At 68.2% G+C, this 19,731-nt stretch carries 42 protein-coding genes; 39 read left to right on the top strand and 3 right to left on the bottom strand.

Translation table 11 applies throughout. The annotated features are described in order from the left end of the window. The 12 genes from IEY55_RS25975 to IEY55_RS25920 form a co-directional block, all read left to right on the top strand. Positions 1-201, top strand: a 201-nt coding sequence (locus tag IEY55_RS25975) for a hypothetical protein (RefSeq protein WP_229686757.1), incomplete at its 5' end; no start/stop codon positions are given. Then, positions 194-646 carry a hypothetical protein gene (locus tag IEY55_RS25970; RefSeq protein ID WP_189061181.1) on the top strand — a complete coding sequence of 151 codons (453 nt, stop codon included), beginning with the start codon at positions 194-196 and terminating at the stop codon, positions 644-646. The genes IEY55_RS25975 and IEY55_RS25970, both read left to right, overlap by 8 nt. Beyond that, on the top strand, positions 639-1,115 hold the full coding sequence (locus IEY55_RS25965) for a hypothetical protein (RefSeq protein ID WP_189061180.1): 477 nt from the start codon (positions 639-641) through the stop codon (positions 1,113-1,115). Before IEY55_RS25970 ends, IEY55_RS25965 begins: the two co-directional genes overlap by 8 nt. After that, positions 1,108-1,335 (top strand): hypothetical protein, encoded by a 228-nt coding sequence (locus tag IEY55_RS25960; RefSeq protein ID WP_189061179.1) that lies wholly within the window; start codon positions 1,108-1,110, stop codon positions 1,333-1,335. The genes IEY55_RS25965 and IEY55_RS25960 overlap by 8 nt, the downstream gene beginning before the upstream one ends. Then, positions 1,332-2,498, top strand: coding sequence for a DNA polymerase III subunit beta (gene dnaN, locus IEY55_RS25955; RefSeq protein WP_189061178.1), 1,167 nt, complete (start codon positions 1,332-1,334; stop codon positions 2,496-2,498). The genes IEY55_RS25960 and dnaN overlap by 4 nt, the downstream gene beginning before the upstream one ends. Positions 2,499-2,513: 15 nt before the next feature. After that, positions 2,514-2,786, top strand: coding sequence for a hypothetical protein (locus IEY55_RS25950; RefSeq protein ID WP_189061177.1), 273 nt, complete (start codon positions 2,514-2,516; stop codon positions 2,784-2,786). Then, positions 2,779-3,021, top strand: coding sequence for a hypothetical protein (locus tag IEY55_RS25945; RefSeq protein ID WP_189061176.1), 243 nt, complete (start codon positions 2,779-2,781; stop codon positions 3,019-3,021). The genes IEY55_RS25950 and IEY55_RS25945 overlap by 8 nt, the downstream gene beginning before the upstream one ends. After that, on the top strand, positions 3,014-3,193 hold the full coding sequence (locus tag IEY55_RS25940) for a hypothetical protein (protein WP_189061184.1): 180 nt from the start codon (positions 3,014-3,016) through the stop codon (positions 3,191-3,193). The genes IEY55_RS25945 and IEY55_RS25940 overlap by 8 nt, the downstream gene beginning before the upstream one ends. Positions 3,194-3,298: 105 nt before the next feature. Then, positions 3,299-3,670 (top strand): DUF2493 domain-containing protein, encoded by a 372-nt coding sequence (locus IEY55_RS25935; RefSeq protein ID WP_189061175.1) that lies wholly within the window; start codon positions 3,299-3,301, stop codon positions 3,668-3,670. Further along, positions 3,667-4,149, top strand: a complete 483-nt coding sequence (locus tag IEY55_RS25930) for a hypothetical protein (RefSeq protein ID WP_189061174.1) — start codon at positions 3,667-3,669, stop codon at positions 4,147-4,149. Before IEY55_RS25935 ends, IEY55_RS25930 begins: the two co-directional genes overlap by 4 nt. Next, positions 4,146-4,364, top strand: a complete 219-nt coding sequence (locus IEY55_RS25925) for a hypothetical protein (protein ID WP_189061173.1) — start codon at positions 4,146-4,148, stop codon at positions 4,362-4,364. The genes IEY55_RS25930 and IEY55_RS25925 overlap by 4 nt, the downstream gene beginning before the upstream one ends. Position 4,365: 1 nt before the next feature. Continuing rightward, complete coding sequence (locus IEY55_RS25920; RefSeq protein WP_189061172.1) at positions 4,366-4,554, top strand: hypothetical protein; 189 nt, start codon at positions 4,366-4,368, stop codon at positions 4,552-4,554. A 743-nt stretch (positions 4,555-5,297) separates the two neighbouring features. Here the strand turns inward: IEY55_RS25920 and IEY55_RS25915 are convergent. The 3 genes from IEY55_RS25915 to IEY55_RS25905 all read right to left on the bottom strand — a co-directional run bounded on the left by IEY55_RS25915 (position 5,298) and on the right by IEY55_RS25905 (position 6,498). Next, positions 5,298-5,618 (bottom strand): Imm1 family immunity protein, encoded by a 321-nt coding sequence (locus IEY55_RS25915; protein WP_189061171.1) that lies wholly within the window; start codon positions 5,616-5,618, stop codon positions 5,298-5,300. A 290-nt stretch (positions 5,619-5,908) separates the two neighbouring features. Beyond that, the gene (locus IEY55_RS25910) at positions 5,909-6,292 is read right to left on the bottom strand and encodes a type II toxin-antitoxin system death-on-curing family toxin (protein WP_268239361.1); all 384 of its coding nucleotides are present in this window, start codon (positions 6,290-6,292) and stop codon (positions 5,909-5,911) included. Further along, complete coding sequence (locus tag IEY55_RS25905) at positions 6,289-6,498, bottom strand: plasmid mobilization protein (RefSeq protein ID WP_189061170.1); 210 nt, start codon at positions 6,496-6,498, stop codon at positions 6,289-6,291. Before IEY55_RS25905 ends, IEY55_RS25910 begins: the two co-directional genes overlap by 4 nt. A gap of 149 nt (positions 6,499-6,647) precedes the next feature. Between IEY55_RS25905 and IEY55_RS25900 the strand changes: the two genes are divergently transcribed. The 27 genes from IEY55_RS25900 to IEY55_RS25770 all read left to right on the top strand — a co-directional run bounded on the left by IEY55_RS25900 (position 6,648) and on the right by IEY55_RS25770 (position 19,688). After that, positions 6,648-7,181, top strand: a complete 534-nt coding sequence (locus IEY55_RS25900; RefSeq protein ID WP_189061169.1) for a GntR family transcriptional regulator — start codon at positions 6,648-6,650, stop codon at positions 7,179-7,181. Between the two features lie 26 nt (positions 7,182-7,207). Then, a complete protein-coding gene (locus IEY55_RS25895; protein ID WP_189061168.1) occupies positions 7,208-7,924 on the top strand; it encodes a GntR family transcriptional regulator in 717 nt (238 codons plus the stop codon). 133 nt (positions 7,925-8,057) lie between these two features. Then, a complete protein-coding gene (locus IEY55_RS25890; protein WP_189061167.1) occupies positions 8,058-8,345 on the top strand; it encodes a helix-turn-helix domain-containing protein in 288 nt (95 codons plus the stop codon). A gap of 86 nt (positions 8,346-8,431) precedes the next feature. Beyond that, a complete protein-coding gene (locus IEY55_RS25885; protein WP_189061166.1) occupies positions 8,432-8,770 on the top strand; it encodes a hypothetical protein in 339 nt (112 codons plus the stop codon). Beyond that, positions 8,767-8,952, top strand: a complete 186-nt coding sequence (locus IEY55_RS25880; protein WP_189061165.1) for a hypothetical protein — start codon at positions 8,767-8,769, stop codon at positions 8,950-8,952. The genes IEY55_RS25885 and IEY55_RS25880 overlap by 4 nt, the downstream gene beginning before the upstream one ends. Beyond that, a complete protein-coding gene (locus tag IEY55_RS25875; protein ID WP_189061164.1) occupies positions 8,945-9,142 on the top strand; it encodes a hypothetical protein in 198 nt (65 codons plus the stop codon). Before IEY55_RS25880 ends, IEY55_RS25875 begins: the two co-directional genes overlap by 8 nt. Then, positions 9,135-9,371 (top strand): hypothetical protein, encoded by a 237-nt coding sequence (locus tag IEY55_RS25870; RefSeq protein WP_189061163.1) that lies wholly within the window; start codon positions 9,135-9,137, stop codon positions 9,369-9,371. The genes IEY55_RS25875 and IEY55_RS25870 overlap by 8 nt, the downstream gene beginning before the upstream one ends. Before the next feature lie 15 nt (positions 9,372-9,386). After that, positions 9,387-9,617, top strand: coding sequence for a hypothetical protein (locus IEY55_RS25865; protein WP_189061162.1), 231 nt, complete (start codon positions 9,387-9,389; stop codon positions 9,615-9,617). Next, positions 9,611-9,823: a hypothetical protein gene (locus IEY55_RS25860; protein ID WP_189061161.1), complete on the top strand. Its 213-nt coding sequence runs from the start codon at positions 9,611-9,613 to the stop codon at positions 9,821-9,823. Before IEY55_RS25865 ends, IEY55_RS25860 begins: the two co-directional genes overlap by 7 nt. A 71-nt stretch (positions 9,824-9,894) precedes the next feature. After that, a complete protein-coding gene (locus IEY55_RS25855; protein WP_189061160.1) occupies positions 9,895-10,167 on the top strand; it encodes a hypothetical protein in 273 nt (90 codons plus the stop codon). A 355-nt stretch (positions 10,168-10,522) separates the two neighbouring features. Beyond that, positions 10,523-10,726, top strand: coding sequence for a hypothetical protein (locus IEY55_RS25850; protein WP_189061159.1), 204 nt, complete (start codon positions 10,523-10,525; stop codon positions 10,724-10,726). Next, on the top strand, positions 10,723-10,890 hold the full coding sequence (locus IEY55_RS25845) for a hypothetical protein (protein ID WP_189061158.1): 168 nt from the start codon (positions 10,723-10,725) through the stop codon (positions 10,888-10,890). Before IEY55_RS25850 ends, IEY55_RS25845 begins: the two co-directional genes overlap by 4 nt. A gap of 27 nt (positions 10,891-10,917) precedes the next feature. Further along, positions 10,918-11,091, top strand: a complete 174-nt coding sequence (locus tag IEY55_RS25840; RefSeq protein WP_189061157.1) for a hypothetical protein — start codon at positions 10,918-10,920, stop codon at positions 11,089-11,091. Between the two features lie 253 nt (positions 11,092-11,344). Continuing rightward, entirely contained in the window at positions 11,345-11,593 is a 249-nt protein-coding gene (locus IEY55_RS25835) for a hypothetical protein (RefSeq protein WP_189061156.1), read from the top strand. 85 nt (positions 11,594-11,678) lie between these two features. Further along, positions 11,679-11,858: a hypothetical protein gene (locus IEY55_RS25830; RefSeq protein ID WP_189061155.1), complete on the top strand. Its 180-nt coding sequence runs from the start codon at positions 11,679-11,681 to the stop codon at positions 11,856-11,858. Between the two features lie 2 nt (positions 11,859-11,860). Then, on the top strand, positions 11,861-12,103 hold the full coding sequence (locus tag IEY55_RS25825; protein ID WP_189061154.1) for a hypothetical protein: 243 nt from the start codon (positions 11,861-11,863) through the stop codon (positions 12,101-12,103). Beyond that, the gene (locus IEY55_RS25820) at positions 12,100-12,411 is read left to right on the top strand and encodes a hypothetical protein (RefSeq protein ID WP_189061153.1); all 312 of its coding nucleotides are present in this window, start codon (positions 12,100-12,102) and stop codon (positions 12,409-12,411) included. The genes IEY55_RS25825 and IEY55_RS25820 overlap by 4 nt, the downstream gene beginning before the upstream one ends. Continuing rightward, the gene (locus tag IEY55_RS25815; RefSeq protein WP_308424787.1) at positions 12,408-12,878 is read left to right on the top strand and encodes a WhiB family transcriptional regulator; all 471 of its coding nucleotides are present in this window, start codon (positions 12,408-12,410) and stop codon (positions 12,876-12,878) included. Before IEY55_RS25820 ends, IEY55_RS25815 begins: the two co-directional genes overlap by 4 nt. Next, positions 12,875-13,417, top strand: coding sequence for a hypothetical protein (locus IEY55_RS25810; RefSeq protein WP_189061152.1), 543 nt, complete (start codon positions 12,875-12,877; stop codon positions 13,415-13,417). The genes IEY55_RS25815 and IEY55_RS25810 overlap by 4 nt, the downstream gene beginning before the upstream one ends. Beyond that, a complete protein-coding gene (locus IEY55_RS25805) occupies positions 13,414-13,890 on the top strand; it encodes a hypothetical protein (RefSeq protein WP_189061151.1) in 477 nt (158 codons plus the stop codon). Before IEY55_RS25810 ends, IEY55_RS25805 begins: the two co-directional genes overlap by 4 nt. Then, a complete protein-coding gene (locus tag IEY55_RS25800) occupies positions 13,887-14,141 on the top strand; it encodes a hypothetical protein (RefSeq protein ID WP_189061150.1) in 255 nt (84 codons plus the stop codon). Before IEY55_RS25805 ends, IEY55_RS25800 begins: the two co-directional genes overlap by 4 nt. Beyond that, positions 14,138-15,343, top strand: a complete 1,206-nt coding sequence (locus IEY55_RS25795) for a hypothetical protein (protein ID WP_189061149.1) — start codon at positions 14,138-14,140, stop codon at positions 15,341-15,343. Before IEY55_RS25800 ends, IEY55_RS25795 begins: the two co-directional genes overlap by 4 nt. Beyond that, on the top strand, positions 15,340-17,484 hold the full coding sequence (locus IEY55_RS25790; RefSeq protein WP_189061148.1) for an FtsK/SpoIIIE domain-containing protein: 2,145 nt from the start codon (positions 15,340-15,342) through the stop codon (positions 17,482-17,484). Before IEY55_RS25795 ends, IEY55_RS25790 begins: the two co-directional genes overlap by 4 nt. 168 nt (positions 17,485-17,652) lie before the next feature. Then, the gene (locus IEY55_RS25785; RefSeq protein ID WP_189061147.1) at positions 17,653-18,399 is read left to right on the top strand and encodes a metal-dependent hydrolase; all 747 of its coding nucleotides are present in this window, start codon (positions 17,653-17,655) and stop codon (positions 18,397-18,399) included. Positions 18,400-18,530: 131 nt separating this feature from the next. After that, positions 18,531-18,725 (top strand): hypothetical protein, encoded by a 195-nt coding sequence (locus IEY55_RS25780; RefSeq protein ID WP_189061146.1) that lies wholly within the window; start codon positions 18,531-18,533, stop codon positions 18,723-18,725. Beyond that, positions 18,722-18,904 (top strand): hypothetical protein, encoded by a 183-nt coding sequence (locus IEY55_RS25775; protein WP_189061145.1) that lies wholly within the window; start codon positions 18,722-18,724, stop codon positions 18,902-18,904. The genes IEY55_RS25780 and IEY55_RS25775 overlap by 4 nt, the downstream gene beginning before the upstream one ends. A gap of 130 nt (positions 18,905-19,034) precedes the next feature. Further along, on the top strand, positions 19,035-19,688 hold the full coding sequence (locus tag IEY55_RS25770; protein WP_189061144.1) for a hypothetical protein: 654 nt from the start codon (positions 19,035-19,037) through the stop codon (positions 19,686-19,688). Positions 19,689-19,731 lie beyond the last annotated feature (43 nt).

Here is a 19,731-nt window from a genome sequence, read left to right as displayed (position 1 = left end):
GACGTGCACGCCCGCAACTGTCGTCGTCGCATCCGCCCCGGTGACGTCTACCTGGAAATCGTGACGTCACCAGGCAGCGACGGCCTCGGCTACCCCTACTGGAGCCGGTTCCGCGAATGCGCCCCCTGCGCCGAGATCTACGGCCGCGGACACCTGCTGCTCGAAACTCCCGTGTCCACTGAAGGGAACGTCGATGTGTAGCGCCCGTAAGAATCCAGTCTGGACGCCCCTGGCGGCCCAGGCGCTTGTCGCCACCCGCGATGAGCGTTGGACTGACGCCAGGGCCGCCGTCCAGCGCATCGCGGACCAGTTCGGCGCGAACGTCATTCCCGACCTGCTGCTGGCCTGGATTGACACCACCCTCACCCACACCGGAATCGTCCCGCAGCGTGATCGCACCTTCAGGCTCGCATTCGTCGAGGCCGCAACCGGCCGGGTCAGTACCGCCGAGGACATGGGACCGGCGCAGCGGTGGGCTGGACGCCTCCTCGCCGCACGCGTGGCCGACGATGAGACGCAGTTTCGTGTGCTGCTCAACTCCGTCTCATCCGCTGCCCAATGGTCGGCCCACGTCGCTGCGGTCTTGAACCTCTGTGGCACCACCCTCCGCCGCGCGCGTAACCACCAGGAGGATCGCAATGGCTAGCCGCAACGTGTCTCAGCTCGCCGAACACTGGACGGCCAAGGTCGTCCCACCCGGCACCTACTACTGCGACGCGCCTTCCGTGCAGGTCCCGCCCGGCGTGTACGTGCTGGGTCACGACGGTGACTACCGGGATGGGCCCACGGTGCAGATCCGGATCGATGACGCCTTCGACGAGCACGGCAACGACGTGTCCGGAGAGCTCGCCGAGACCTTGGCCGAGCTGCTGCGGGGGCGTAGCCAGCGTCGGCTGGCTGCACTCTTGCGCGGCATGGCACGCCGCTGCAGCCGGCAACGTCGCGAGCTCAACGTGCGCCCAACGCAGTGGGCCTATGAGGCGGCATGCGATGCGCTGGAGCGGCGCCGAGTCGCGCTCGTGAAGGCACTCGGCCTGCCTTCGGACACCGGTTTCTACGAGGCTGTTGGCCACGCCCGGAACCTACGTCGAGACAAGGAGAACTTCCGTGCCTGACAACAAGGTGACGTCGATGGAGGCGGCGCCGGTCGAGGAGCCCTGCCGCTGCCCGGACTGTGCGCCACCGGCGACGCGTCGATCCGAGAAGACCGTGGCCGACCTGGCTGATCTGGTGCGCCGGCTGCACGACGACCAGCACGACGGTCCGATGCGCTTTTGTCACGAGGCGTGCCGCGAGGCCGACGACGTGCTGTATGGGGGGAGGTACAACCGATGACCATCGGTTTGCGGGTGCGGGTGGAGCGGTCCCGGCTACTGGAGGCGGCGGACCTGGCGGCCTCGATCACCAAGGGGTCGATACAGGACGCCCCGATCCTGCATGGGGTCCTGCTGGAGGCGACCGTCGAGACGCTGCGGGTCTCGGCCACGAATCGGGAGACCTCCGCCCGGACGAGTGCGCCATCGGTGGCCACCAGCCAGCCGGGTCGTGTCGTGGTGTCCGCTCGGCTGCTGGCGTTGGCGGCCAAGGAGCTGCCGGCCGGGGATGTGGATCTTGCGGAGGAGCACGGCCAGCTGGTGGTCACGGCGGGCCGAACCCGGTACTGCCTGCCCGCCATGCCGGTCGAGGACTACCCGCCGCTGCCGGGGCTGCCGGACACGGCCGGTGAGGTACAGGCCGAGGCGCTGGTCGAGGCGATCCAGCGCACCGCGCCCCTGGCCAGCCGGGACTACGCGCTGCCGACTCTGTGTGGCGCCCTGATCGAGTTCGGCTCGAAGTTGAGCGTGACGGCCACCGACCGGTTCCGGCTCGGCCACGTCGCCGTCCCGTGGCAGCCGGCACTGGACACCACCGACACCCCGGGGACGGCACTGGTGCCGGCCGAGACGCTGACCCTGGCCGCCAAAACCGTGTCCGGTGGCGGCACGATCGGCCTGCATTACGCGCCTGATGCCGATGTGCTGGGGATCGTCACGCCCACCCATCAGATCACCACCCGGCTGCTGGACAGCCAGTTTGTGGCGTGGCGCAACGTGCTGCCCACCACCGACCCCATGGGCGCGGTCACGGCGCCAATCATCGAACTGCGTCGCGCGATCCGCCGCGTCGCCGCCGTGACCAACGAGAAACTCCGCCACGTCACCCTGCGTATCCGACCCGGCGAGATCACCGTAGACGCCACCGGCAGCCAGGTGGGCGGATCCGGGCAGGACGTTGTCGACATCGACTACGACGGCGACGAGATGACGATGGCATACAACGCCGACTATCTGCTCAGTGTCCTGGACCGTGTCGACGGCACCACTGTCCACCTGACCATGTTCGGCCCCACCAAGGCCACCGTCCTGCGGGCCGTCGCCGACGACGGCACGCCACGGGAGGACTCCCTACATCTGGTGATGCCGATCCGGCCCAACGTGGTCGCAGCCAAAGCAGCGTGAGGACGTGAGGAACCGATGACAGACCACATCCGAACGCTGCGCATGACGTGCGCAACCCCCGAGGACGCACAGGCATTCGCACAGTGGCTACACGACGAAGAAATCGACGTAACTGGCGTCGACAGTCACGACGTTCTGATTCCGTGGGGAGGGCACCCCATGTTTCCCTTCGACATCGCGGAAGCCGCGGTCCGCGAGGGCCTCGCCCACGACCGCGACGTGTGTCGATCCGTCGAACTTGCCCTCTCGGGAGCGTGCCCTGCCGACAAGGAGGCTGGCCGTGGCTGACAAGACCACACCGTCATGCCCGCTGGGCGACACCCGTTGCGCCACGATGGATGGTCGTCGACTCCACGGGGACTGCCAGCTCCAGCCGGGAAGCCCGATCGCACGTGCGATCGACGTTGCATCCCAGTACTACGGCCAGCAACCCACCGCGGACGAGCGCGACGAGATCGTTTCGGGTCTTGCTGCGCTCGTCGAAGCCGGGATTATCACCATCAAGGAGGCTGGTTGTGGCTGATTCGGCAATCGAGCCGAACGCGTGCCGCTGGTGCCACGCGCCCCAGCGGGAGCACTACCAGCGATGGAAGCGACCCGTGGGCTGGCACCGATTCGCCCACCCCACCGATGCGCAGCGATTGACGCGGATGCGCGCACGACGAACGAAGAAGGAGGAGGCCAAGCGTGGCTGACCTCGTGGAGTCGATGACCCTCCTGTCATGGACGCTTCTCACCGTCGTCGCGCTCTGCACCGCAGCCGTGGTGTGGCTGACCGTCGACACCTACCGGAGGAACCGATGACCCGCTCCCGCATCCTCGTCACCGGTTCTCGGGACTGGATGGACCAACCTTTCATCGAATACATACTTGCCACCTGGCGTCGGCACTATCCCGACGCAGTGCTGGTGCACGGTGACTGCCGAGGCGCCGACCGCATGGCCGGCGAGATCTGGTCGCACTGGGGACTGCCGGTGGAGGCACACCCCGCTGACTGGGGCACGCACGGGCACGCCGCCGGGCCACGACGCAACCAGCGCATGGTCACGCTCGGCGCGGACATCTGCCTCGCATTCCTTACTCCATCCAGCCGGGGAACCCGCCACTGCGCCCAACTGGCGGAGGCCGCCGGCATCCCCGTCTATCGATACGTCCCCGAGGAGTCACCATGACCGCCGCGACCGCATCGGCCCGCGGTCGATCCAACCGGCGCCGCGGCCACGACGCCGAACGCGCTGTTGCCCGCTGGCTCCGCACCAACGGCTGGCCACACGCCGAGCGGGCCGTGCGCAACGGATTCCGAACTGCGCACCGTTCCGGAGCCGATCCCCTCGACCTCACCGGCACCCCCCATCTCGTCTGGTCTGTCAAGGACGACAAGTCCGAGCGAATCTGCGCGTGGATGGTCGAGCTTGCCGAGAAGCGCCGAGCGGCCGGCGCGGACGTCGGCGTCCTGGTGCAGCGTCGCCGTGGCGCGCCCGATCCAGGCTTCTGGTGGGCGTGGATCTTCATCTCAGAACTTGTGGAACTGCTACGTGGCAGCGGCCATCCCGAGTGGCCGGGTGGTGTCGTTCGGATGGAGCTGCAGGACTTGGTGCCGATGTTGCACGCCGCCGGCTACGGCACCCCGGCCGGGCAGGAGTCAACATGAGGCGCACCCGCGCCGCTCGGCGCCTCCCGTTCCTTCTCACCGGCGTGGCCGTGCTCGCCGGGCTCGTCCTGGCCAAGAACGCGGCCGGGACCCCCGATATGGGCAGCGGACTCGACGCCCGAATGCTGGGTGCTGCGGCGCTTCCGCTCCTGCTGGCTACGGCCCTGCTCCTGCTCATCTGGCTTGTCCGCCTCGTCCGTCGAGGACGTGACTGACATGCGCGACGGCCAGTGCCACTGGTGCACCGGACCACTCGGCGACAGCCCCAGCAGCGACTACTGCTCCCAGGACTGCCAGCGTGACTGGCAGCGGGCCCAGCTCCGCATCGACAGCCCCGAGCAAATCCAGCGGGCCGGGGTGCGGGCCCGGAAACGGGCACGGCAACAGGTCCGTTCGGCAAGTTGACCTTTCCTCCCACGAATCCGGACCGCGACCCCCACCACCCGATGTTCACAAACGCACACGAAGGAGCAGACATGGACGACCCCTACCAGCACACCGTCGACTACTGGCCCAACCTGTGGGCCACTCTTCGCAACCGGGCACCCCGTGCCCGCTGCGGCGCCAACCTGGCCACCGACGAACCACCGGACGGACCACCGTGCCCGCGGTGCGCCGCCGGATCACACTCAGGCGGAAGGACACAATGACGAACCAGCTGTGCGCCAAGTGCCACCACGAGCCGGTGTGGCGCCCCGGCGATCCGGGCGTGCCCGGCCGGTTCTGTGGGACTTGCATCGACCGCTGCCACGAGGACACGGCGCTCGGCCACTGGTGCGCGGTCGACCGGTACCACAGTTCGTACAACGACCAGGACGAGGACGTGAGCCCCTGCAGCCCCGAAGTGGGTCACGGATAATGCAGCTCCCAGATGTACACCGACGTTGGCGAGCGAGGAGGATTGACGTTATGACCAGCGAGCCACCTTCGACCGCCAGTGACGCGACCGAATTCGGACGCGCCTGGGCTCGCCAGCTGATCGCGTCCGCCCAGGCACGCGCGGACGCCGCCCCGAGGAACTTCGCTCCCCTCCACCGCCTCATTGACCAGACCGCATCGAGGCTCGGCCGGGAGCAGTCAGTCAGCAGGTGACGTAGCCCGCGAACGAACACCAGGACCCCGCAGCCGGCCGGCTGCGGGGTCCTTCATCATGCGTGGAGCCGTGCCCACTCCGCGGGGCTGTGCCGGTTGTCGTAGGGCGGGGCGTAGATGTCCGCCTCGTAGTCGAGTTCCGCCCAGGCCACGCCGGGGTCTGGTTCGCCGGTGAGCGCGTAGTAGACCAACGCTTGGCGGAACACCGGGAGGGGAAGCAGCGCGTCGCGGCGGAACAAGGTGCCGCTCTCGCAGTCGAACCGCAGCGTCGAGGGCTCACGGTTCCCATCGGTGCCACGCGTGATCAACGCCGTGGTGGCGCGGTACAGCACACCTGCTCCCGCATCCCGGCCGAAGGCGGTGTAGAACGGGCCCACGCTGGCAGGATCCCCCGCCGTGCGGCTGAAGCGGCACCGCGCCGAGCAACAGGTCCAGGATGAACGGGCCGCACCGAGGCGCGGCGAGATGATGGTCGATTGCGGCGATGCGTTCTGCCTCGGCCACCGCCTCGTCCGCGTAACCGACGAGCAGGATTCCCCGGACCACTGGGACAGTGGTGGTCACAGTTCACGCTCCTCGGAACGTCTCGGTCTGGCTGCGTCCTGGCGACCAGAGTACGAGGGTCGCCCCCGCGACTATGGGTACACATCCCGGAGACTCGGTGGGACTACCCGCAACCGAACTTGACCAGCTCCGACGCCACCCGCTTCACGTCCAACCTGCCCTGCGCAACAGCCAGCACCAGATCCTCCGCCGCGTCCTGGTCGAACCAGTCCGCCAACGGGTGCCCATTGACCTCAAGAAATGCCCACGTCGCGACCCAGGCAGTGCGCTTGTTGCCATCCACGAACCCATGGTTCCGGGCCAGCGACTCAAGCAAGGCCGCAGCCTTCTCCCACACCGTCGGGTAGGCATCGTCCCCGAACACGGTGGCGGACGGGCGGTCAACTGCCGACTGCAGCAGTCCAAGATCCCGCACCGCATCGTGCTCGGTCCCGGTCACTACACGGTGGGCGACGAGAACGTCCTCTAGTTTCAGATAGACGATCACTGCTCGGCAAGCCGCTTGAGCAAGGGCTGGCTGATCGCGGCGACACGCTCGATGGCCTGAGCAACACGGTCGCCGTGGTCAGCACGGCGGGCGGCGTCGAGGGCGGCGTCGTGGATGAGTGACTGCAGGGAGCGGCCCTCGACCTTGGCGCGCTGGCGGAGACGGTCGAGTTCGTCGTCGGTGAAGCGAACGTTGATGCCGCGCATACCAGGATGGTACCGCGAGTGGTACCACATGGTCATGAGACTCCCGGCACAGCGGCAGCTACTGCCTCGATCCTTGATCGACTGCGTATCAGTTTATAAGAACAAGTCGTAGACTCGTACACGGCACCGTCGCCGACGAAAGGTGCAGCATGCCGCCCACCTGGACCAGCACATCGGCGCACTACGTCACGCCCCGGACCGGCCAACGCGACGCCTGGACCGAGGACACCGCCCAACGGGGACACGCCGGCACCAACCGGCTGCTCGAAGTTGCCGAGACCACGCCCCCTACCGGCGTGGCCGATGCCCTACAGGTCCCGGCCGGCGAACCGGTAGTGGTCCGCCGGCGGCTCGTCGAACTCGACGGCCGACCCATCGAGTTGGCCGACTCTTACTACCCGGTCTCGATCGCCCGCGGAACCGGTCTCGCGGAGCACCGCAAGATCCGCGGCGGGGCACCGACCCTGCTCGCCGAGCTCGGCCACGCTCCCCATCAGGTCGAGGAAGAGGTCACTGCCCGCCCGTCGACCGGCCAAGAGCGGGAACTGCTCGATCTGGAAGACGGTGAGCCGGTGCTCGTACTTGAGCGGCTTGTCCGCGACGCCGACGGGCAGCCGGTCGAGGTGAGCGTCATGACCATGGCGGCTGAGGGGCGTCGCCTCCGCTACGAGCTGTCCGCGTGAGCACCACCCCAGAAGGGAGGCCGACCATGGCCCGGAAGACCGATGGCCGACCTCGCTACCAGCAGATCGCCGCAGACTTGCGGAAGCAGATCATGTCCGGTGACCTTCCCATCGGTAGCAGGCTTCCCAGCATTGCCGAGCTGGTGACTCAGTTCAGCGTGAGCACTAGGACGATTCAGGACGCGATCCAGACGCTCAAGGATGAAGGTGTCATTGAGGCGCAGCATGGGCGTGGCCTGTTCGTGCGCTCTCAGCGGCCCCATGTGGTTGAGGTCGACGCGTACTTCGAGCCAGCGCCCGGGGGCTACACATACGACCTCCTCGACGTTGTGGAGGTCATCCCCCCGGTGGACGTCGCTCAAGCTCTCAGGCTCGATCCTGGTCAGGCGGCCGTCCTGCGTCACCGCATGACTAGGTATGCCGGCGATCCTGTGGAACTGCACTGGTCGTACTACCCAGTCGACATCGCGCGTGGCACGCCGCTCACGCGTCGAACCAAGATCCGGGGGGGAGCCCCGCAGGTGCTGGCCGAGGCTGGCTACCCGGAACGGAAGTTCGTTGATCGGGTGTCCGTGCGGCCGCCAACGAGCGAGGAGTTCCTCGCCTTGGACCTACCCGAAACGGTGCAGGTGATCTGCCAGTTTCGGGTCATCTACTCCGATGACCAACGTCCTGTAGAGGTGACAGTCATGGCCAAGGCTGGCCATCTCTACGAGCTGCAGTACGAACAACACATCTCCTGACCTGCTGATCCGCTCCAGCCCAGTGCGCCCCCGGCTCCGGCCGGGGGCGCTTTCTCGTCTATCACCCGTTTGTACGTCTACAGCTCTACGACTCAATGTCATAGACTCGTATACATTGCTAGGGTTGCAAGACATGCGAGGCTCCAACGCCCTCGAGGAGTGGAGGAAGGACAACCTGAACCGGAGACCAGACGTGAACCAACCGCAGGCACCACCAGAGCACCTCCTCGACGTGAAGGCCGTTGCCCTCATGACCGGGATGTCCGTTCATGTCGTCCGCCGGGCCATCCGCGCCAGCCACCTGGAGGCACACCGCACCAAGCCGCTCAGCGGCCACTATCGGATCCACCCAGCCCACGCCAAGGCTTGGTTGGACAGCCTGCGGGTCACGCCTTGCACGGTCGACACCCCGGCCGCGTAGAAGGCGGCCCCGGCGGTGTTGCAGCACCAACCGGGGCCAAAGACCCCAACCCATAGCCGTGCGATCAGCCACTTGGAGAGAGATCCATGTCCATTGTTGCAGCACCCGCAAGTCCGGTGCCGTGCTTACCCGGCTGCACCGAGCGGCACGCCCCGCTCACGACCCCCGTCGACACCCAGATCTGCAGCGCCACCTTCGGCGAGGTCGGTGACCCCGGCTCCATCGGCCACGTCCAGGTCGTCGTGCACCAGTTCGCTGACCTCGGCGGCGTCGGCCACGAGGTGCAGGTCGCGTTCGACCACCTTGAGCTGGACAGCGGATGTATCCGGCCGGAGCGGGCCCGGAAGCTGGGTGAGTTGCTACTGCGCGCGGCCGCACTGTGCGAGTCGCAGACCCACCTGACCCTGGCGGCGGTGGCGTCGTGAACGCCTTCTTCGACGCCATGCGGGCGCAGATCGAAAAGGCGGTCGCCGACGGCAACCTGCAGGCCATCAAGCAGATCGGTCTCCGGCTGCGCTCTGAGTCTCTCAGCCACCGCTACCGGGCTGCTGCGGCGCAGTTGGTTTCCGAGGCGTCGCGTCGGGTGCAGGGGGCGCGTCGTGGCTGACCTGTTGCAGCGCGCCCGAACCTTGATTTCCAGGGCCAGTGCCATCGGTGGCGCCACTCAATGGGAGGCGAGCCTGCTTAACGCCTACCTGGTGGCCGTGGAGAACAACGACCGGGACAAGGCCGACCGGCTGTTCAGGCAACTCGAAGAACTGTTGGAGCAGCGGGCGGAGGCGAAGCGTCGTGGGTGACTTTCTGAAGAACTGCCGGAAGTGGCATCAGGAGTTGAAGGACGGGTTTGCCCGCGGCGCCACCCGTCAGGAGCGGCGCCTGTTCGACGCCTTCGAGCAGGCGGTCACCGCTGGCCGTCGGGCATTGAAGGACGGCGATGCCGAGGCGTTCGCCGCACACAAGAGGAAGGTCGCCGAGTTGGTCGAACAGCTTGAGGACCTGCAGGACCAACGCCAGAAGCGGCGCTGACACAAGGAGAAGCGCATGGACACCATTCACGGTTTCCGTGACGGCGATCGGGTGCGAGACCGGCGTGACGGGTTCACCGGCACCGTCCGGTTCAACAACCTCTCGGCAGAGGAGCGGGCATCAGGCGAGTACGCCGAGGCCGAGGTCCGATGGGACGGACGTTTCGGCGACGACGAGTTGGAGTTGGTTTTGCCGCATCTTAAGCGCATCTGTAGCACCGGGAGCGAAGAGGAGAACGCATGTTAACCATCTCCGTGATTGTGGCGGCAGCCATCATCGCGATCGGTGTGTGGAAGGGCGGTTGGTCTATCGGGGCCATCATGGGTGGTGCCTTTCTTGCGTTGGTCTTGGTGGGCACCCCGGTGGGTGCTCCGCTGGCCAGTGCGGTGCAGACCGCGGCCACTGCCGTGGGGGATGCGGTTCGGTCGGCGTTCATGAGTATTGGGACGTGACGAGCAGAATGCCGCGCCGGCCGGTGTCGGTGCGGTGTCCGGTCCGCCAGGACTGAGGAGAGGAGCGACAAATGGGACTTTTCAGCGGCAGCAAGAAGCAGCACCAGGCGGATGCGGCGCGGTACGCAGCAGCGGCCAAGCGGGAAGCGGCAGAGGCACGAAAGCTCAAGGCCGAGGCGGAGGAGGTCCAGAAGCGGAACTGGTCTGACCTATACCCAGACTTCGCCGCCACCGACGCCATCACTCGCCACCTCACCACAAACCGTCGGGTTTGCGAGGACAACGCAAACGACTTCCGGCGCATGGCTGCTGAGTCTGAGCGGCTGTCGAGGAAGTGGTTCTAGCTGTTCAGGCCCCGGCGGATGTCCCGCCGAACAACTGTAGAGAGAACCTGAGGGAGTAGTGATGGCTGAGTCAATTCGCGAAGACCAGGTCGAGCTTTTGATCGATCTCATGATCGATGTGGATCGTCTTATGCCTAGCCTAATGCCCGAGCCGGGCCATGAGGAGGCGTACCACAAGGCGGCAGCCCGATTGGATCGGACGAAAAACAATAGTACCGATGCTGAGTATTTTACTGCTCTTTGCCGGTTCGCATCGTAGTTCCGCCCCGGCCCGGCGGACGTTCTTGGCGGAAGGACCGCCGGGCCGGGTTTCCCACTCCGCAACGGACGGACCCGAGAACGGAGGGAAGTTCCCATGTTCGACAAGACCCGCAGGCGGGTCAACCAGGCGTTCGAGACTGCGGCGGAGACGGCACGGCCGAACGTCTGTGCCTACTCGAAGTGCGGCCGGCGTGTCGTCCGGTTGCTCACCACCGTCGGGACCCAGGTCGGCGGCGGCGTGTACTGCTCGCCCCGCTGCGCCCGCGACGCCGCCGAGGCCACGGAGGCGACGCGATGACCGAGAACACCGGCTGCCGCATCTGTTCGTGCCGCACCGCTGAGTCGCTGTGTGCGGGCTGCCGCGCCGACCGGGACGCCGCCCTCACCACGGCGCAGCAGGACGCGGCCCGCGAATGCCAGCGCCGCACCGGAAAGCCGTGCACCCACACCCACATGTGGTGACCCCGCATCACCGAGAAGAGCAGCCCCATGGACAACACCGAGTGCACGCACCACGACTTGGTGGCCTACGGCAACCCGACGGTGCCGCAGTTCGCCGTGGCCTGCATGAACTGCGGCGACGTCTGGGACTACGACAGCCCGGACCTGCCGCTGGGCGTCAAGCTCGCTGCGCTACCGATCTGGACGCAGCACGGCCTGTGAGGGGGACGCCAGACATGCCATCCGCTGATGTTGCCGACGACCTGGCGCCCCTGTGGGCGCATGTGGCGCACCACGAAGCCGGGCACGCCGTGGCCGCGGTGCATCTGGGTCTCACCGTTGATCACGCCACGATCCGCTCCCGCGGTCGTGGTGGGACGGCACGTGGCGGGTCGATGGGTTCACCGGGTGCCCCGGCGGCAGTGCGCCAGAGGTCGGGGCCGTCGTCGCGCTGGCTGGACCGACGGCTGAGGCGGTGTACCGGCACCGCGCCGAATGCGTGGACCTGGCCGCGGCCCGCCGTGTGCTGGAGAAGGCCAACCGCCGGGACGCCGAGGCACTACGGCGCTACCTGCGCACGGCCACGGTGAGCCGGGACCACGCCAGGGCACAGGCCCTCGACCTGGTCCACCGGCACTGGTCACGGCTGGAGCGCATCGCCGAGGAGTTGATGGACCGGCACCGCCTGTCCGGTTCCCGACTCCGCCGCCTGGCTGGCGGCTAGCAATGCCTCGGCCCGGCGGTCCTTCCGCCAAGACGTTCCGCCGGGCCGGGCTACCACCCCATCCACTCAACGAGAGGACAGAGCCATGGGATGGCTTACCACATCGAAGGACAACCCCACACTCCGGAAGAAGGCGCGGAACGCCGTCACCAACAAGTGGCGTGAGAAGGGCGGTGCCGTCTGCCTCGGCTGCGACAAGCCGCTGGGGGCCCGCGACGGTAAGGCGAACTACCACCCGAAGTGTGCCGCCCGGGCGGTGAGCTGACGATGGACATCGTTCAGCGTCTCCCCGAGGACTTGCAGGCACTGGTCGCCGTGTTAGGTGAGCAGCCCGAGGAGCGGACGCCAGTTGCCGATCGGGTGGCCTGGCTGCTGGCGGTGGCTCAGGTGCTGGACCGGGCCGCTCACAGGGGTCGGTATGCCGAGTTCGAGACGACTCGGGACCTGGCCGGTCAGGCCCGAACCCGCGTCTACCAGCTCGTCAGCGAGCAGGTCGGGGGTGTGCGATGAGCGTCCGCACGGCTGCGGACAGGATGACCAGCGACCGCACCCGCCACATCGCCCACCGTACTGGCGCCCGCACGTGGCGGCTGTCGTGGCTACCGGACCGTGAGGTGCCCGCAGGCCATGCGATCACTGGGCTGTTGCTGGCCGAGAAGGTCGCCCGCGACAAGTTGACGCCACAGGGCCGCCACTCTGCGCTGATCATGGACTGGGCCGCCGATCTGGGGCTCACCGCCGAGGAGGCGATCACCCGAATCTGGACGATGCCCCACGTGATCCAGGCCGCGCCCGAGCAGGCTGGGGGTGCGGGATGAGCGCCCGATCCCTGGCTCGCCACGACGCGATGTGGCTGCTGCTGCCCCGCCTGGCCGGTGCCCGCCGAGCGTGCGCCGAGGTCGACCCGGATGTGTTTTTCGCCGAGCCGGACGACCCGAAGGCCGAGGAGAGGACTGCAGAGGCGAGGGCGGTCTGCACGGGCTGCCCCGTCCGGGCACGGTGCCTCGACTTTGCGCTGGCCACCGGCCAGTACGGCGTGTGGGGTGGCACCACAGAGGAGGAGCGGCGAGAGCTGTGTCGCCAGCGCGCGGCCTCCCGGCCGATGTCGGCGTTGGTGGCCGAGGCCATCCGGTTGGAGCGGGCGGCCCGGGCCGCCGGCGGCCAGTTGAGCGTCATCCGTGCGAAGACGGTACTGCGCATCAGTCACGCCCGTGCCCGGGAGGCGGTGCTGGCGGCGCGGCGCGCTGTCGACACCGAGGCCGCCGACTTGGGGGGTGCGGCGTGATCACCGGGCCTGTCACCGTCGAGCTGCCTCACCCGACGTTCCGTCGCGGACGTACTCAGCTCACGCTCACCCCCGGCGTGGTCGACGACGACGCGCGGGAGATGTTCCGGTTGGGTTACTGCCATCTGCTGGCGTGCGCGCTGCACGAGGCCGCCGGATGGTCGTTCGTGGTGATCGACCAGAGGCAGCTCGATGGCTCCTGGGAGTGGTGTCACGTCGGAGTGACGTTGAACGGGTTGTTCCTAGACATCACCGGCGTTGCCTCGGCCTCACATCCTGCCGAGAAGCTGATCGCTCCGGAGATGGTCGAGACGGGCGGCCCGTTCCGGTTGCGCGTCATCGAAACCGTTGCCGAGCTGTGCACCCGCGTCTTCGGGCTGCCTGTCGGTACGCCGGATGACTGGTGGCGAGGCGAGCTGTCTGCTGCGGGTACCGAGGTGGTTTGCCGGTTCGCGGAGCACCTGCTCTCCAGCCCTGACGTTCGTCTCCGGATGGGTGGGCCGCGGTGCGTCTCCCCGGTAAGGGGTGAGGCGGCGTGATTATCCATCCTGTCACCGTCATCCTGGCCCGCCCGACGACCCGTCTGGGGCGGACTCGGATCACGCTCACGCCTGGCGTGATCGACGAGTGGGCGGAGGAGATGTTTGGGCACGGCATGTGCCATGCGCTCGCCTCCGCGATCCATGCGATCACGGACTGGCCGTTCGCGATCATCGAGCAGCGCGAGTGGTACGAGTGGCGTGCCAAGCATGTCGGCGTCGTCACTCCCAAGGGCTACTTCCTCGACATTCGCGGCACTCATCTGATGCAGATCCGGGACGAGGGGCGAATCCGTAGGCCAGCGATGTTGCGGGACGTGATGGCCGCGTTCGGCCTGACGATTGTCTACGGGCTGAGCTGGTCGGAGAGCCAGCGTTCCGACTGGTGGACCAAGCTCTTCCCTGCCGAGGCCAACGAGATCATCTGGCAGTTCGCCACCCAGCTGATCTTCCGGGCGAGGTGTGCCCGATGAGCGTCTACCACACCTTGGCCCGTTACCGCGGTGGGCGGCTCGCGCTGGCGGCGTTGCTGTTGTTCACCTCGGCGTTGCTGGTCGTGGTGACGACGCCACTGATGACGGCAGCGATCTGCTGCGACCGGCTGGTGATGGGTCTGGCTGAGCGTGCCCGTCGTGTCCCGGCTGGCCCGGAGCCGACCTGTCTGCGCCGTGACCCCCTGTTCACCGAGACCACCGCTACCGCTGCGGGAGGTGGAACGTCATGACTGACCGTGTTGATCCGTGGCTGGCGGGGAAGGCCGCGTTGCGTCGGCAGGCCGGCCGGAGCGCGGCGGCGAAAATCCGGGCGAAGGCCGCCGCGAAGGCTCAGGTCATCGCTGCGGAGTCGGAGGCTCGGAGTAGGGCGTGGAAGAACCGGTCGGATGATCGGGTGAAGCGTCGCCGCGAGCGAAGGGCCACTTTGGCGCGGTGGCGGCGGGCGCTGACGGCTCGGGTGGGTGAGCTGCCCTGGCTGGTGATCATGGGTGCGCCGATGGTGCTGGCGTGGACGGCTATGGCCGTGTACGGCATGGACCTCTACGGCCCGGTCGGCGTGCTCCTGCCGCTGTTCTCCGAGGCGGCCCTGCTGGTGTTCGCGCTAGCGGTGGCTCGCGCGGCGGGCACCGGCAAGCCGATGGCGCTGCTGCGGCTGGGCGTGCTGGTGTTCGGTGCGGTCACCGCTGGGTTGAACTTCCTGCACGGCCTCGACGCGCACGGCAGTGTGATCCGTGCCGTGGTGATGGCGACGGTCGCTGTAGGTGGGGTCGCCGTCCACCAGGTCATCCATGGTCGGCCGCCGAAGGCCCGGAAGTCGCCCCTGTCGTGGGAGCAGCGGCAGCAGGCTCGGGTGGCGCGTGAGGCGCAGCGGCGGGTGTATCGGCTGCGGCGGGCCGCAGTGCGGGCAGCGCTGCCGGTGCTTGCTGCGGACGGCAGCGTTCGGCTGGTCTTCGAGCCCGGCAAGCTCACCGAGCGTCGGCCGCGCTGGCGGCTGTGGGGGCGGACCGAGGTTGTTCCCGCGGGGCCGTACACGGCGGAGGACCAGCTCGTGGATGAGATTGACAGCTGGCGTGCGAGCCTGGCCGGGAACGGTGACCTGATCCATGGTGGTCCAGCCGGCAACCAAGATCGTTCCGGTGGAGGTCGGGTACGGAAGGGAACTGGGAAAACTTCCACCGGGTACAACCCTCCGAGGGCAGGTTTTCGCACCCCTCCCGGCGTCGAGATCGGGCCCGTGCCCGAGCCGGCCGACGAGGTCGAGGAACAGCTCGTCCAGGACGTCGTCAACGCGGTCCGCAACGGCCACCTGGAGCTGTCGCACGACAACGTGCAGAAGTTCTTGCGGATCCGCACCCGGGAGGCCCGCGGCATCACCCGCATGGCCCGCGCCCGCCTCGACAGGGGTGACGGCGATGCCCCCGTCCCCGCATGACCTTCCCTTCGCGAACCCCGGATGGGCGGCTGCTGGCTGGAACCCCGGCCGCCCACCCGGACACCACCCCCACCGCACTAGGTACGGACAGGAGTAACCAGATCATGGCGGAGCGACCGCAGGACACCAACCCGGTGGCCGCCCTGCTCGCGGTCCCCGGGCAGGCGCTGGGCCGCCGTCCCAAGCCGGCCCGGCCGGTCCGCGTCGTGCGGTCCGAGCAGCAGCCCACCCGGATCCGCCGAGGCGTCTCGCGTGACGGCCTCAAGCCCGCCGCTGCAGTGGCCGGCTGGGGTCTTGCCGTGGCAGCCGGCCCCCTGCTCGGAGCCGTCGCCGCCTACGAGCAGTTGCAGAACTGGCGCCAGGTCGCCGAGCTCCGCCAAGGCGGCACGCACCGCGGTGATCCGGTCCCCGAGTACCGGGACGAGCTGCGTCGGGAGCAGGCTCGGCGGGAGGCCCAGCTCGGGCGGATCACCGCGGCGGCCACGAGCAAGCCCGCGTTGTGGACCTACGGGGGAGTGGGCCTGGTCGAGTTGTACGCCTGGTCCGCCCACACCCCGGTGGCTGAGGCAATCGCCACCGGCACCGTGTGCGCCGGAGTGCTCGCGGGTGCGGTGCTGTGGGTGAACGGAGCGGCCTACGTGCAGCGACTGCTCCACCGCCACGCCCGCCACGACAGCGCGGCCATCGCGGCGCCTGTCGTCGCACTGGAGTCCGAGGCGGAGAAGCCGCTGGTCGAGCCCGACGTGATCAGCAAGGCGTTGGTGTCCGCCGGAATCATCAAGTCCGATCAGACGGCGACACTGGACGGCCCGGTGCAGCAGGTGCCCGGCGGGTGGCGAGCCAGCATCGTGCTGCCCGAGGGCTGCACCGTCGGCATGGTGCGCGCCAAGATCGACCGCTTGGCGTCGGCGCTCACCACCACCCCGGCCCACCTCGGGATTCTCGACGGGGACAGCTACAACCGGTGTGCCTTGACCCGCTATGAGGTGCTGCCGTTCACCGGCCCTCCGGTGCCGCACCCGCTGCTCGGCGGAGGTCAGGTGGATGTGCTGCACGACGGCCACCCGGCTGGGCTGGACATCGACAGCCAGGTGGCGCGCATCGACTTGGCCCGCGGTCGGCACGGGCTGATCGTGGCCAGCAGCGGCAACGGCAAGACTCAGCACATCCTGGGGCTGATCCTCACCTGCGCCATGGATCCCACCGCGGAGATCGTGCTGTGCGACGGCAAGCCGGACGGCACCCTCGATCCCGTCGTGCCCCTGATGGCCGACTACGTGGATACCTCGATGGACAAGTGGTCCGTGAAGGCTTCGGACCTGCTGGAGGCCGAGGTGGCGAACGCCGAAGCTCGACGGCAGCGGATTCGCGCTGGTCAGAACGTGGGGTGGCGGCAGATCATCTTGGATGAGTTCCAGATGTTCACTGGTAACGCCTCGTCTGGCGGGATGACCCAGGGCTCATCGCGTCGCAGGGTCCGGGACGCGCTGGCCGAGTTGTCCCGACTGGGGCGTTCCGCTCATGTGGGCTTGGTGTTGGCGACCCAGTCCTACGACGGGAACACGATCGAAGAGCATGTGCTGAACAACATCGGCTGGCGAATCATCGGCTACGCGCCGTCCAAGGTGAGCCGTGAGGCGCTGGGGGAGCACGCCGACCGCTACGGGCTGGACACCTCGACGATGCTGGTCGACGCCGAGCAGACCGGCACCGCCGTGATCATCTCCCCGGGGATTGCGCGCTACGCGGTCGCGCGCGGCTGGTACCAGGACAAGCAGGCCGTCCAGGCCGCGGTGCAGCGCGCGCTCCAGGGCCGCCGCGAGCAGGAACCTACGTCCGAGTCGGCGCTGTCGGAGGAGGCTCGTGCGCTGCTGGCCGCATGCCTCAAGGTCTACGGCAACACCGACGTCCAGTGGATCGGCACACAGGAGCTCCGCACCGAGGTCTGCACAAGGGAGTTGCACTGGCCGAGAGGCGAGGAGCGCGTCCGCGCCCAGCAGATGCGGCTGGCCAACCTGCTCCGAGAGTGCCGCCTGGAGACCGAGCGGTCCACGCGCACCGGCGGCGTCACGGCCGTGTCGCGCACAGCCCTACTCGCGGCGGCCCGTCGTGCCACCCACACCACCGACTCAGCCGCCTGATCGAGGTCCGGAGCAGGTCCGGAGAGGGTCTGCACAAGGTCTGTGGGAGGTCTGTCCGAGGTCTGAGGGGACAGACCTCCCACAGACCTTCTCCGGACCTGCCGACAGACCTGCGACCTGCGGAAACCAGACCTCGGACAGACCTCAAACCCCGGAGATGATCACACGATGCTCGGCCGTACCCACGCGCTGACCGGCTGGTGCGCTGGCCTCGCCCTCGCTCCGGCACTCGGCCTGGACACGCTGTCGGAGGTGGTGCCGTTCGCGGCAGTGACGGCCGGGTATGCCCTCGTTCCGGATCTGGATCATCCCGGGTCGCGGGCGTCCCGGCTGCTGGGTGTGGTCACCGGGGCGGTGTCGCGGCTGCTGCGCACCGCCTCCACCCTCGTCTACCGGCTTACCAAGGGGCCGCGGGACGAGCGAGGACGGGGTATGCACCGGCACCTGTCCCACACCGTCGTCTTCGCGGTCGCCCTCGGGTTCGGTGCCGACGCGGCCACCACGACGTGGGGCCGGTGGGCACTGCTGGTGATCCTCGCCCTCGGCCTTCTGCTGTCGGCCGATGCGTTGGGGAACTGGCTGGTGCTGGCTACCGGCGGTGCGGTGGTCATGGTGCTGGTGGCCGACGGGGATGCGGCCACCGCGCTGAATGCCACCGCCGAGTGGGCCGGCGTGGCCGTCGCGGTCGGCTGCATCGTGCACTGCCTCGGTGACGCGCTCACCCGCAGCGGGTGTCCGTTCCTGTGGCCGATCCCCATCGCGGGCGAGACGTTCTACGAGATCCGGCCGCCGCGGTGGCTGCGGTTCCGCACTGGCGGACCGGTCGAGCAGGCCGTGATCTTCCCGGCCTGCGCCGTGGCCGGGGTGCTGCTGGTGCCGGGTGTGTGGAAGGTAGTGGTGGATATCGTCGCGTAGCTCCCGGATGGGACGAGACCCCTGCGGCAACACGCGGGGGTCTCGTCGCCTCCACCCAGATACAGCCGATGGACGTATCATCCGACCATCACATGACTGTACGCTGCCCGGCCCGCAGCCGAGGAGGGCAGATGCCCGTGTACATGGAGATCACCGTCCGCACAGACGATGGCCGCACAGTCACCATCACCGAGACCCAGTCGGACCTCCTGCCCACACAGCACCAAGCTGACGTGCTCGCCGACGCTTACGCCACCGCCCGCGCCGCGCTCAGCGCACACGAGCCCGTCAACCAGGTTGACGAGCAGCCGAGGCGGAGCCCATGACCGACAAGTCCAAGCCCACCCTGCATCCCGTCGGTGCGGTCGGACTCGTCCTGCTCGTCGGTGGCCTGGCTGCCTGGCTCTGGGTAGGGGAGTGGCGGTGGACGCTCACCGGACTGTTGGCGTTCCTTTCCGCAGCCATCGTCGGGGCCGCGCTCGACGCCCGCAGGCGGCAGCCATGAGCAAGACCGCGACCTGCAACCTCTGCGGCCACGCAATCGTCCGCTGCGACGACCCGTGGCACCACGCATGGCGCTGCGAGCACGGACGCCGGTGCCTGATCTACAGTGAGGGGGTTCGGGGGTGCTCTGCTTGATCTGCACCGACCGGGACGTCGGCTACACCTACGCTTGCGACCGCTGCGTCGACGACACCCGCCGCCGGCTCCGCGAACTCGAGCAGTACGCCCTCGTCCTCACGTTGACGGCCGGGCCGCTGCGCGCTGGTACCAGCCGACGCGCACCCGGCTACACCTCCAGGTCACCCGCCCGCGATGACGTCGTCGTCATGCTCGATGTCCGCTCCGCCGGTGGTGCCAGCGTGCACCGGCTGCACGACCCCCGCGACGCAGACGAGCAACCGTACCGGTCCATCCTCGGCTCGCTCGCCGGCATCGCTGACTGGATCCGTGAGGAGCAGCAGGTCACCAGGCCAAGCGGCCCGCCACAGTTAGTGCGTGAGGTCGGCTATCTCCTCGGCCAGCTCGCCTGGTGTGCCCAACAGCAGTGGATCGATGAACTCGCCGACGACATCCGGGAACTCCACGCGCAAGCTCGGCAGCTGGCCGGTGACGCACCACCACGACCGCTCGGCACCTGCATCGTGGTCGGCTGCACCGGCACCGTGTACCCGGTGCAGCTCCGAACAGTCGAGGGCATCCACGACGGCGCCCGCTGCAGCATCTGCCACCGCACCTACGACGGGCTCGACCTTGTCCGGCTCCGCGTCGCCCAGGAAGCGTCATGACATCCACGCCCAACATGCAGCCCGTACCTGCCGAGCTTGCGCT

Origin of the sequence: Longimycelium tulufanense, from assembly GCF_014645795.1 — a bacterium.
GTDB classification, from domain to species: Bacteria; Actinomycetota; Actinomycetes; order Mycobacteriales; family Pseudonocardiaceae; genus Longimycelium; species Longimycelium tulufanense.
The sequence above is the reverse complement of the archived record's forward strand: the minus strand, read 5'-3'. Positions and strand labels throughout refer to the sequence as shown.

Excerpts from the sequence above, each read along its gene's own strand:
- IEY55_RS25970 (WP_189061181.1), top strand. The coding sequence starts at position 194 with ATGTGTAGCGCCCGTAAGAATCCAGTCTGGACGCCCCTGGCGGCCCAG.
- IEY55_RS25965 (WP_189061180.1), top strand. The coding sequence starts at position 639 with ATGGCTAGCCGCAACGTGTCTCAGCTCGCCGAACACTGGACGGCCAAG.
- dnaN (WP_189061178.1), top strand. The coding sequence starts at position 1,332 with ATGACCATCGGTTTGCGGGTGCGGGTGGAGCGGTCCCGGCTACTGGAG.
- IEY55_RS25950 (WP_189061177.1), top strand. The coding sequence starts at position 2,514 with ATGACAGACCACATCCGAACGCTGCGCATGACGTGCGCAACCCCCGAG.
- IEY55_RS25935 (WP_189061175.1), top strand. The coding sequence starts at position 3,299 with ATGACCCGCTCCCGCATCCTCGTCACCGGTTCTCGGGACTGGATGGAC.
- IEY55_RS25930 (WP_189061174.1), top strand. The coding sequence starts at position 3,667 with ATGACCGCCGCGACCGCATCGGCCCGCGGTCGATCCAACCGGCGCCGC.
- IEY55_RS25925 (WP_189061173.1), top strand. The coding sequence starts at position 4,146 with ATGAGGCGCACCCGCGCCGCTCGGCGCCTCCCGTTCCTTCTCACCGGC.
- IEY55_RS25920 (WP_189061172.1), top strand. The coding sequence starts at position 4,366 with ATGCGCGACGGCCAGTGCCACTGGTGCACCGGACCACTCGGCGACAGC.
- IEY55_RS25905 (WP_189061170.1), bottom strand. The coding sequence starts at position 6,498 with ATGCGCGGCATCAACGTTCGCTTCACCGACGACGAACTCGACCGTCTC.
- IEY55_RS25900 (WP_189061169.1), top strand. The coding sequence starts at position 6,648 with ATGCCGCCCACCTGGACCAGCACATCGGCGCACTACGTCACGCCCCGG.
- IEY55_RS25895 (WP_189061168.1), top strand. The coding sequence starts at position 7,208 with ATGGCCCGGAAGACCGATGGCCGACCTCGCTACCAGCAGATCGCCGCA.
- IEY55_RS25890 (WP_189061167.1), top strand. The coding sequence starts at position 8,058 with ATGCGAGGCTCCAACGCCCTCGAGGAGTGGAGGAAGGACAACCTGAAC.
- IEY55_RS25885 (WP_189061166.1), top strand. The coding sequence starts at position 8,432 with ATGTCCATTGTTGCAGCACCCGCAAGTCCGGTGCCGTGCTTACCCGGC.
- IEY55_RS25865 (WP_189061162.1), top strand. The coding sequence starts at position 9,387 with ATGGACACCATTCACGGTTTCCGTGACGGCGATCGGGTGCGAGACCGG.
- IEY55_RS25860 (WP_189061161.1), top strand. The coding sequence starts at position 9,611 with ATGTTAACCATCTCCGTGATTGTGGCGGCAGCCATCATCGCGATCGGT.
- IEY55_RS25855 (WP_189061160.1), top strand. The coding sequence starts at position 9,895 with ATGGGACTTTTCAGCGGCAGCAAGAAGCAGCACCAGGCGGATGCGGCG.
- IEY55_RS25850 (WP_189061159.1), top strand. The coding sequence starts at position 10,523 with ATGTTCGACAAGACCCGCAGGCGGGTCAACCAGGCGTTCGAGACTGCG.
- IEY55_RS25845 (WP_189061158.1), top strand. The coding sequence starts at position 10,723 with ATGACCGAGAACACCGGCTGCCGCATCTGTTCGTGCCGCACCGCTGAG.
- IEY55_RS25840 (WP_189061157.1), top strand. The coding sequence starts at position 10,918 with ATGGACAACACCGAGTGCACGCACCACGACTTGGTGGCCTACGGCAAC.
- IEY55_RS25830 (WP_189061155.1), top strand. The coding sequence starts at position 11,679 with ATGGGATGGCTTACCACATCGAAGGACAACCCCACACTCCGGAAGAAG.
- IEY55_RS25825 (WP_189061154.1), top strand. The coding sequence starts at position 11,861 with ATGGACATCGTTCAGCGTCTCCCCGAGGACTTGCAGGCACTGGTCGCC.
- IEY55_RS25820 (WP_189061153.1), top strand. The coding sequence starts at position 12,100 with ATGAGCGTCCGCACGGCTGCGGACAGGATGACCAGCGACCGCACCCGC.
- IEY55_RS25815 (WP_308424787.1), top strand. The coding sequence starts at position 12,408 with ATGAGCGCCCGATCCCTGGCTCGCCACGACGCGATGTGGCTGCTGCTG.
- IEY55_RS25800 (WP_189061150.1), top strand. The coding sequence starts at position 13,887 with ATGAGCGTCTACCACACCTTGGCCCGTTACCGCGGTGGGCGGCTCGCG.
- IEY55_RS25795 (WP_189061149.1), top strand. The coding sequence starts at position 14,138 with ATGACTGACCGTGTTGATCCGTGGCTGGCGGGGAAGGCCGCGTTGCGT.
- IEY55_RS25790 (WP_189061148.1), top strand. The coding sequence starts at position 15,340 with ATGACCTTCCCTTCGCGAACCCCGGATGGGCGGCTGCTGGCTGGAACC.
- IEY55_RS25785 (WP_189061147.1), top strand. The coding sequence starts at position 17,653 with ATGCTCGGCCGTACCCACGCGCTGACCGGCTGGTGCGCTGGCCTCGCC.
- IEY55_RS25780 (WP_189061146.1), top strand. The coding sequence starts at position 18,531 with ATGCCCGTGTACATGGAGATCACCGTCCGCACAGACGATGGCCGCACA.
- IEY55_RS25775 (WP_189061145.1), top strand. The coding sequence starts at position 18,722 with ATGACCGACAAGTCCAAGCCCACCCTGCATCCCGTCGGTGCGGTCGGA.